The organism is Pseudoalteromonas sp. 1_2015MBL_MicDiv (assembly GCF_002407505.1).
GTDB classification, from domain to species: Bacteria; Pseudomonadota; Gammaproteobacteria; order Enterobacterales; family Alteromonadaceae; genus Pseudoalteromonas; species Pseudoalteromonas fuliginea.
Window position 1 is genome coordinate 901,248 of record NZ_CP012738.1, and the last position, 6,001, is coordinate 907,248.

At 35.4% G+C, this 6,001-nt stretch carries 4 protein-coding genes; 2 read left to right on the plus strand and 2 right to left on the minus strand.

What is annotated here, in order from left to right:
* The first annotated feature begins 149 nt into the window (after positions 1-149).
* Positions 150-959 carry a posphoenolpyruvate synthetase regulatory kinase/phosphorylase PpsR gene (gene ppsR / locus AOR04_RS21525; RefSeq protein ID WP_007583184.1) on the plus strand — a complete coding sequence of 270 codons (810 nt, stop codon included), beginning with the start codon at positions 150-152 and terminating at the stop codon, positions 957-959.
* Positions 960-1,022: 63 nt separating this feature from the next.
* Here the strand turns inward: ppsR and AOR04_RS21530 are convergent, their stop codons facing one another.
* Positions 1,023-2,372: a class II 3-deoxy-7-phosphoheptulonate synthase gene (locus AOR04_RS21530; protein ID WP_008134407.1), complete on the minus strand. Its 1,350-nt coding sequence runs from the start codon at positions 2,370-2,372 to the stop codon at positions 1,023-1,025.
* An 859-nt stretch (positions 2,373-3,231) separates the two neighbouring features.
* On the opposite strand from AOR04_RS21530, the gene AOR04_RS21535 reads away from it, so the two are divergent.
* Positions 3,232-4,107 carry a DNA replication terminus site-binding protein gene (locus AOR04_RS21535; RefSeq protein WP_096794646.1) on the plus strand — a complete coding sequence of 292 codons (876 nt, stop codon included), beginning with the start codon at positions 3,232-3,234 and terminating at the stop codon, positions 4,105-4,107.
* Positions 4,108-4,172: 65 nt separating this feature from the next.
* Here the strand turns inward: AOR04_RS21535 and AOR04_RS21540 are convergent, their stop codons facing one another.
* Positions 4,173-5,387, minus strand: coding sequence for a hypothetical protein (locus tag AOR04_RS21540; RefSeq protein WP_008134405.1), 1,215 nt, complete (start codon positions 5,385-5,387; stop codon positions 4,173-4,175).
* Positions 5,388-6,001: the final 614 nt, after the last annotated feature.

Consider the following 6,001-nt stretch of genomic DNA (forward strand, 5'->3'; position numbering starts at 1 on the left):
CTCCAAAAAAAACAAATTGTAGGTCTAACTGTGAGAGTTAAGAAAGAAAACCTTTTATAAAGGTCGTCATCATTCTACACTGGCAACAGTCCTCACGTAAACCGTGGGAAACCCATTTTAGGGATTTAAACGCAATAAAAAGGTTAATTATGAGAACTGCTTTTTATATATCAGATGGAACAGCAATTACTTCAGAGGTGTTTGGGCATGCGACTTTGTCGTTGTTTCCTATCGATTTTAATCATAAAACAATTCCATTTGTAGAAACTGAAGAAAAAGCGCACGAAATTAAAGCTTTAATTAATGCAACTGCTGCAAAAACAGGTGAAAAGCCTTTCGTGTTTTTTACTTTTGTGAATCACAATTTAAGTGAAATTATAAAATCGGCTGATGCAGTTACGTATGATTTTTTAACTACGTATAGCGAAAAAATAGAAAAAGAACTCAATGTAGCCCCTGTTCCAAAAATGCATCGTACGCATTCTATCCACGAAAAAAGTTATGATTTTAGAATTGATGCGGTTAACTATGCTCTTATGAATGATGATGGCGGAAATATTAAAAACTTCTCCGAAGCAGACATCATTTTAATTGGCGTTAGCAGAAGTGGTAAAACACCGACAAGCTTATACTTAGCACTTCAGTACGGCATTAAAGCAGCTAACTACCCTATTACAGAAGAAGATTTGGATAATGAAGGTTTGCCTAAGTGTTTAGTCCCTTATAAACATAAGTTATTTGGACTGACGATTGACCCTGAGAGGCTTGCGGCTATAAGGCATCGACGTATGGCTAACTCTAAGTATGCTTCAATTAAACAGTGCCGTATTGAGGTGCGCGAAGTGGAAATGTTGTATAAGCGGCACAAAATAGCTTACTTTAATTCTACGCATCATTCTGTTGAAGAAATTTCTGCAAAAATACTGATAGAAACAGACTTGGAGCGACGTAAGTACTAACTCACTCATCAAATTTGAAATAAAAAAACCGCAATTAAGCGGTTTTTTTAGTATCAACAAATATTATTTACGTGCGTCTTTTAGTAAATCTGCGACTAAAAAGCCTAACTCTAATACTTGGTCGGCATTAAGGCGTGGATCACACTGAGTTTTGTAACGCTGTGCTAGGTCATCGTCAGATAAACCGTAAGCACCGCCTGTACACTCTGTTACGTGCTGACCTGTCATTTCTAGGTGAACACCACCTGCATATGAACCTTCTGATTTGTGTACAGCGAAGAACTGACTGATCTCACGCATGATATTATCGAAGTTACGCGTTTTGTAACCTGAAGTCGCTTTTTCAGTATTACCGTGCATTGGATCAGAACTCCAAATTACTTTACGGCCTTCTTGTTGAACTCTTCTTACTAATGCTGGGAGTTTTTCAGGAAGTACGTCTGCACCCATACGCGTAATTAGCGTTAAACGACCAGGAATGTTATCTGGGTTTAATGCGTCAATTAAACGAATTAGGTCGTCTGGGTCCATACCTGGGCCAACTTTAACACCAATTGGGTTTTTAATGCCTTTAAAGAATTCAATATGTGCGTGGTCTAGTTGGCGTGTACGTTCACCAATCCAAACAAAGTGAGCAGAACAATCGTACCAATCACCCGATAAATGGTCGCGACGTGTTAGTGCCTCTTCGTAACCAAGTAGTAAAGCTTCGTGAGAAGTGTATAAATCGGTTTCTTTTAAGCTTGGCGCAATTGTAGAGTTAATTCCGCACACTTCCATAAACTCTAGTGCGTCTTGAATTTTATCTGCAAGTTGTTGGTATTTTTCTTTAAGTGGATTTGCAGCAACAAAGCCCATGTTCCAGCGATTAACCTGGTGAAGATCGGCTAGGCCACCTTGTGCAAATGCACGTAATAAGTTTAACGTAGCGGCACTGTGATGATAAGCCGTCATTAAACGTTGTGGATCCGGTATACGTGCTTCTTCTGTAAACTCAATATTATTAATGATGTCGCCACGGTAAGATGGTAAAGACACGCCATTAATTGTTTCTAAGTCTGCTGAACGAGGTTTAGCGTATTGACCAGCCATACGCGCTATTTTAACTACAGGGCATTTACCGCCGTATGTTAATACAACTGCCATCTGTAAAATTGTTTTGAATGTATCGCGAATGTTAGCTGCATTAAAATCGCTAAACGACTCTGCACAGTCACCACCTTGAAGTAAAAATGCACGGCCTTCGCACACATCTTCAAGTTGTTTAAATAAGCTTCTTGTTTCTTCAGCAAAAACTAAAGGCGGAGCCGTCTTTAATTGGCCTTCTACTGATTTAAGTATTTCTTGATCTGGGTACTGTGGTTGCTGCAGTATTGGCAGCTCTCTCCAGCTATTTGGGTTCCACGATTGCATGTTCTTTCCTCATTCCTACATTACCTGATAAGAAGAAATTACCGTATGCAGGCCCCTATGTTCAAGGACTAAATTCACTATTTACCAATTATTTAGTTATGAGTTAAGTATAATAGTAATCTTATTTAATCCATGTGGTTATATAACATACACTTTAGTTTTATCTTTAATAAACTAAAGTGTTTAAATACAAGCAATTATAGAGCGCTAATTGCAATTTTAGCGCATTGAGAATAAATAGAGCATAAGGGTTTATTATATGTAACTTAATGAAGAACACATCATACTTAAATGGTAAGTAATGTAGCCTTAACTTTACAGTGAAATTTAATTAATAGTTAGCAACTACTATGTGCAGGCCTTAATGTATGATATGGCGGATGTGTTAATCATTTATTTGCATGGTAAAGTATTCACAAAAAGAACTAGATTCACAAGCGCCAAAACGTAAAGGTGTGGTACGCAATTTACGTTTTCTCTACCAACACGATAGTGTTTATCATGATTAAAAACCCAAATGGTAGAGATATTTTTAGAATGATGCTGAAGTTAAAAACTTTTATATTTACTCTCATTACCGTGTTACTAATACGATATAAGTTCGTTTAACTCATTTTCCCTACTCTTAGTTAATCAGCCAATTCAGAACTAAGCGCATTAACTGGTTGATGTAATACAAAGATCAAATATGTAAAAGTTTAATTCTTAGTTTAGGGATTTCACTTTAGGCAAAGAACACATCATACTAAATTTAATTAATAGATATATGTGACGCTGAGTGAATTTGATTATTTATTTAGACAAAGCAAAGTGCATGTAATAATATTGACCTAGTAAGATGTGTTCTTTGAGGTGGGTAATGGTAACTAAGGTACAAATTAGAAGTCAGTTTGATTTAATGAACGAGTTAACTTTAAGGTTAATTGAAGAACTGAAAGAGTGTGAATTTTCCAAAGCAGAGTACTATCAGTTACCTGATGTTAGTAGTATAGATGAAAGTAAAGTTCCAGAATCTATAATCGTTTCTAAAATATCGGGCGCTCCGGCTCAAAAAGCAATCCTTCACTCCTTTTCTGACATTTATAAAAAATCGGGCTTAAGCAGTCGTGTTTTAAAAAGGCACCCAGGCTTGCTTGTTATTAAAAATGCAGATAAACATGCTTTAAATAATCGTATAGCCCAAGTGAATCAAGCTAAAGCTACATTTAAAGAATGTATTTTAGCTATTGATAGCAACGATGCGCGATTTGAAGCTGTTCACAATGCTATACCAAATTTAATAACGCTTGCTGCATATCGTAAAATTCATAGTGAGAGTGAATCCCCATTTTCAGTTAGGTTTACCTGGATGCACAAACATGCAACAAAAACACTTACTAAAAAAATGGCACTAGAGATGCTCGATAAATCGGCCGGTTATCGAAACCCAAGAATGATCGATCAGCAAAAGTGGCAATTACTTGTAGCTCAAGAACAAGCACGAGTTGCTAGTTTAGGTGAAAAAGAAAAACTACGAATACGCCGCCCTACTCGCGTAAGTCCCCAAGTAAATGTAAGATACACGGCACAAAATAGGTATCACGTTAGTGCAGCATTGCCATTTATCTTAATTAATCCGGAACCCGATGTAAAACTTGGCATATTACAAAACTATGAAAAACCATTAAGCCATCCACGCAAACGAGATTATGACTTTTTAGTCAACAGACTTTACTTAGAACAAGTAGATAAATGATTATGTTAAAAAGGCCACATTAAGTGGCCTTTTAGGTAGTTATTGATAATAAAATAAATTCGTTGCTATTTTTCTACTATCTCTTCAATTTTATCTTCATCTATCAAAACCGCATTTTCAACAATGCGTTTACCACCTTGAATCTCAATACGTTTGTTATGCTTATTTAATGTCAGTATTTCGTCACAAAACTGATCAGACGGGTGCATTTCGTATGTGTAATCAATAATGTTACCAGTTTTGTCATCTTTGACGTTTGTAATGCTGTATTCTGATATCGCACCTTTTTCAATCAAATCTTTCATTGTTGTTGTCATATCACGGCGTAATGCTTTTAATTTATTCTCAGTAATATTGTCAGTTGAATAAATAGAACCGTACTTTTCCATAATAGAAAGCAATCTAAAATGATATGTTTTACCTGGAGCAGCATATCGCCAAAGATGGTACAAACGAAGCATCATCCAACGCGACAATCCCCGTTTTAATTCTTGTGCGCTATTAAAGTAATACCCTTTGTATTCAAGGTTATCAATCATGTTATGAACAAATGCATTTAAACAAGCTACACATTTAACATTGCCGCCTTGACCTTTTTTCCCACTAAAATGTAGTGACGATAAAAAGTTCATGTTTGATTCGTAAAAGGAATCATCAATGTCAGAGTTTTTTGTATCTGTTGCCGAATATTTAAACGAAAGTTTAGAGCCTTGTAATGCTTCAAGTGATTCTTTAATTGCAGGATACGGCATTGATTGCCCTACCGCTTTGAGTTCTTGCGCTAACTCGTTCATAGAAAAAACCACGGCATATTGAATACCGGACTTAAAATTAATTTTTACTATTTTACCTTTTGAAGCCAAACGAATTAAGGCTCGCTCTACTTTTTCTTCTCTATCTGATGGCCAAACCAAATATTCTACGTCTTCGCCATCTTTACGAGTACTCACAACAGCAGGTGTTATTTTTATTTCGCCATCGTATAAAATACCGTCCACTTTTTCTGATATTTTACGTGTAATGATTGTTTTTTTCGGTGCTTCTTCAAGCGGCAATTTCTTATGGCCAGAACGAACAAAGCGTCCCCATAAATCATAGTGATTAAACGTATTTGAATAAGCACGTAATCCATGAGCAGCATTTTCAATAGAAATGCGAACATCTTTATTATCTGTAAATAGTGCTAAACTCTCGTTATCAATTGCACTTTCCACCCCGTGAATTTGGCCTCTTAGTGTATCAGGCAAGTTATCTACCGAGATGTTGACCTTTCGGCTCATTGTTCTTATTTCCATTTTTATTGCGACAGTTAATAACAACACATAAAACAAGAAAAGTTAAATGTTTAAGTTAGTATAAAAGTGATCTGACTTTAAATAAAACATTCAGATCACTTTTATACTAACTGTTGTCAATTTTTGGTGTTTTCAGATCATTATTATACTAACAAGTGAGTTATAAATCTCTTTTTTACTAACTCAGCTATTATTTTGTCCAGTGTAATTGATATTTTATTAAATTAAACACGACAAATTACGCTTTTAAGTAATTCTCCTGTGGATAAAGCAATATCGAGTTAGAATAGATCTGATCTGTACTTACTACAGATCAGATCTATACTAATTCAATGCCCCTTTTATCTAGTAGACCCGTGCATAACTTTATAATTTACTTAGTAAAAATCGGATCTCAAGAGGTGTTTTTGTTCATAACTTAATGAGTAAGCTGTGCATAACTATATATCTCAATTAGTCCTTAGTAAAAAGCTGATCTGAGTGTTAATAAAGATCTGATCTTAACCAAGTATAAAGGTGATCTGCTTTTTTTAATATTATTCATATTTATCATCAAGTTATATCCTAATTATACACCCTTAACCTTTATTACCTTATAT

Excerpts from the sequence above, each read along its gene's own strand:
- AOR04_RS21530 (WP_008134407.1), bottom strand. The coding sequence starts at position 2,372 with ATGCAATCGTGGAACCCAAATAGCTGGAGAGAGCTGCCAATACTGCAG.
- AOR04_RS21540 (WP_008134405.1), bottom strand. The coding sequence starts at position 5,387 with ATGAGCCGAAAGGTCAACATCTCGGTAGATAACTTGCCTGATACACTA.
- ppsR (WP_007583184.1), top strand. The coding sequence starts at position 150 with ATGAGAACTGCTTTTTATATATCAGATGGAACAGCAATTACTTCAGAG.
- AOR04_RS21535 (WP_096794646.1), top strand. The coding sequence starts at position 3,232 with ATGGTAACTAAGGTACAAATTAGAAGTCAGTTTGATTTAATGAACGAG.